This window comes from Rhizobacter sp. (genome assembly GCF_031412075.1).
Lineage (GTDB): Bacteria > Pseudomonadota > Gammaproteobacteria > Burkholderiales > Burkholderiaceae_C > Rhizobacter.
The window spans coordinates 1-3,317 of the sequence record NZ_JANOCG010000155.1; the positions used below are offsets into that span (position 1 = coordinate 1).

The 3,317-nt window shown below is 62.5% G+C and carries 3 protein-coding genes; 2 read left to right on the plus strand and 1 reads right to left on the minus strand.

The annotated features are described in order from the left end of the window. Nucleotides 1–184 precede the first annotated feature (184 nt). Entirely contained in the window at nucleotides 185–565 is a 381-nt protein-coding gene (locus RMO40_RS05550) for a hypothetical protein (RefSeq protein ID WP_309717469.1), read from the plus strand. An 85-nt stretch (nucleotides 566–650) separates the two neighbouring features. After that, complete coding sequence (ettA, locus tag RMO40_RS05555) at nucleotides 651–2,312, plus strand: energy-dependent translational throttle protein EttA (RefSeq protein ID WP_309717472.1); 1,662 nt, start codon at nucleotides 651–653, stop codon at nucleotides 2,310–2,312. A 142-nt stretch (nucleotides 2,313–2,454) separates the two neighbouring features. Here the strand turns inward: ettA and RMO40_RS05560 are convergent. Beyond that, on the minus strand, nucleotides 2,455–3,317 hold an 863-nt coding region (locus RMO40_RS05560), incomplete at its 5' end, for a cellulase family glycosylhydrolase (protein ID WP_309717474.1).

Sequence of the window (3,317 nt, forward strand, 5' to 3'; positions counted from 1 at the left end):
CACCAAGTTGTTCACCGTGGTTCCCGACGGCGCACTGGGCGTGCCCAAGCGGCTGTACTGAGCCACACCCCTAGAACAGACGGCCCCCCCTAGCTCGAGCGATCCGTTTGAGCGGCCCGCCGCGTCTGTACTTGCAGGAGCCCATGTCGGGCGTCCGCATTCTCAACACCAGGAGCACATCACCATGCCAATTCTGAGCAACCCCAGGCTGAAGATTCAATCCACCGCCGGTTCCAACACGCTGAAGGTCGTCACCAACATCACAGTGAAGTTCAGCCCGGAAGAAGAAAACATCATTTCCTGCCTGAACCTGAAGTTCAAGCTCGCCTGCCGTGTCTGGAGCGAAGACGACTTCTTCAACGGCGGCGATGAAGCGCTGTTCGCACTGTCGACCAAGACCATCACGAAAGACGGCAACTACGAGTTCGTGCGCAACGTCAGCAACAACCTGCTCGACGAAGATTGGGAAGGCAACGACGAGGTGTACGCCAAGTTCGCTCTCAAGGCGGTGGCCTTCCCCATGTCGGCTGCCACGCGCACACCGACGCAGGTCGGCAACTACTGAGCCTGCCCTTCGGGGCCTTGGAGGGTGTGGAACCGGTTGTCCGGGATAATCCCGGGTTTCCGGTTCCACCAGCGAGAAGCTACCCATGGCCCAGTACGTTTTTACTATGAACCGCGTCGGCAAGATCGTGCCGCCGAAGCGCCAGATCCTCAAGAACATCTCCCTCAGCTTCTTCCCCGGGGCCAAGATCGGCATGCTGGGCCTGAACGGCTCGGGCAAGTCGACCTTGCTCAAGATCATGGCCGGTGTCGACAAAGACATCGAAGGCGAAGCCACCCCGATGCCGGGCTTGAAGATCGGCTACCTGCCGCAAGAGCCGGTGATGAACCCCGACCAGACCGTGCGCGAAGCGGTGGAAGAGGGCATCGGTGGCGTGCTCGCCGCCAAGAAGCGCCTCGACGAGGTGTACGCCGAATACGCCGCCGAAGACGCTGACTTCGACAAGCTCGCCGCCGAGCAGGCCGAGCTGGAGGCCGTCATCTCGGCCGCTGGCTCCGAGAACACCGACCTGCAGCTCGAACTCGCTGCCGACGCGCTGCGCCTGGCCCCGTGGGACGCCGTCATTGGCAAGCTCTCCGGTGGCGAGAAGCGCCGTGTGGCCTTGTGCCGCCTGCTGCTCAGCAAGCCCGACATGCTGCTGCTCGACGAGCCCACCAACCACTTGGACGCCGAGTCGGTCGATTGGCTGGAGCAGTTCCTGCAGCGCTTCCCCGGCACCGTGGTGGCCATCACCCACGATCGTTACTTCCTCGACAACGCCGCCGAGTGGATTCTCGAACTCGACCGCGGATCGGGCATCCCCTGGAAGGGCAACTACTCCACCTGGCTGGAGCAGAAGGAAGGCCGCCTGGAGCAGGAACAGAAGAGCGAAGACGCTCGCACCAAGGCGATGAAGAAGGAACTGGAGTGGGTGCGCCAGAACCCGAAGGGCCGCCAGGCCAAGAGCAAGGCGCGTCTCGCGCGCTTTGAAGAGTTGAGCGACGTCGATTACCAGAAGCGCAACGAGACCAACGAAATCTTCATCCCGGTCGGCGACCGCCTTGGCCACGAGGTGATCGAGTTCGAGAACGTCACCAAGAGCTTTGGCAACCGCGTGCTGATCGACGACCTGAGCTTCAAGGTGCCGGCGGGCGCCATCGTGGGCATCATCGGCCCCAACGGCGCCGGCAAGTCGACGCTGTTCCGCATGATCTCGGGGCAAGAGAAGCCCGACAGCGGCAACGTGAAGATCGGCCCGACCGCCCGGCTGGCCTTTGTGGACCAGAGCCGTGAGTCGCTCAGCGCCGACAAGACCGTGTGGCAAGACGTGTCGGGCGGGCTCGACAACATCATCGTCGGCAAGTTCGTGATGCCCAGCCGCGCCTACATCGGCCGCTTCAACTTCAAGGGCAACGACCAGCAGAAGCTGGTGGGCAGCCTCTCCGGTGGTGAGCGTGGTCGCCTGCACCTGGCCAAGACGCTGTCTCAGGGCGGCAACGTGCTGATGCTCGACGAACCGTCGAACGACCTGGACGTTGAAACCCTGCGTGCGCTCGAAGACGCGCTGCTCGAATTCGCCGGCTCGATCATGGTGATCAGCCATGACCGCTGGTTCCTCGACCGCATTGCGACGCACATCCTGGCCTGCGAGGGCGACTCAAAGTGGAACTTCTTCGACGGCAACTACCAGGAGTACGAAGCCGACAAGAAGCGGCGCCTGGGTGAAGAAGGTGCGCGGCCCAAGCGGGTGCGGTTCAAGTCGATCTAGTCTGTCGCACGCATGTCATTCCTGCGGAAGCGGGAATGACGCGGATCGCTCGCATCGGGGATTTCGCTTCAGGCAGCAAACGGCCATCAGGCGACATCCGCCGGTGACCGCTTCAGAGCGGTCTGATGTCTCAGCGTTCGTCTTAGAAGTCGTCCGGCGGGTTGAGCATGCGCTCTTGCACCCAGCGCCCCGACTCCTTCAGCGCCGGGCCCGTGAACGTATTGCGTGCGCAAGAGCCGGTGTTGAACACTGAGCCGCTGCGGAAATCGTCTGCAAAGTTCCAGTTCACCCAGCTGATCTTGTGGGTCTTGAAGAAGTCGATGTACTTCTGGCCGCTGACGAAATCGTTGGCGCCGTCGCCCGAGAAAGTCTGTGTGCCGAACTCGGTGACGAACAGCGGCAGCTTGCCGACGCTTCGGCTCAAGGCGTCGAGGTAGGGCTGTTGGTGTGAGGCCGCGTAGAAGTGGAACGAGTACATGATGTTCGTGGCGTTGATGGGCGAGGCCATGATCTCTTCGGGGCCCGCGCCTTCCGACACGCCCAGGCTCGACCAGCCTCGCGTGCCGACCAGGATCACCGCGTCGGGGTCGTTGTTGCGGATCACCGGGATCACCTGCTCGGCGTAGCGCTTGATGTCGGCCCACGAGGTGCCGTTGGGCTCGTTGGCAATCTCGTAAATGATGCCCTTGCGCGCGCCGTGCTTCTTCGAGATGTAGTCGAAGAAGTCTTTGGCTCTGTCGAGGTTGGCGAGCGGGTTGCCGGGGTTGAGCATGTGCCAATCCACCAAGGCGTACATGCCGCGCTGGTTGACAGCCTCGATCAGCCCGTCAATGCGGGTTTTGTAGCCGGCAGGGTCGGTTTCGTAGCCGCCTTCTTGTACGTACATTGCCAGGCGGAAGACGTCTGCACCCCAGACGCCGGCGGCGGCGTCCAAGGCGGCGTTGCTGTAGCACTGCGCAAACCACTGCAGGCCGTGGCCGCTCATGCCGCGCAACTGCACCTGCT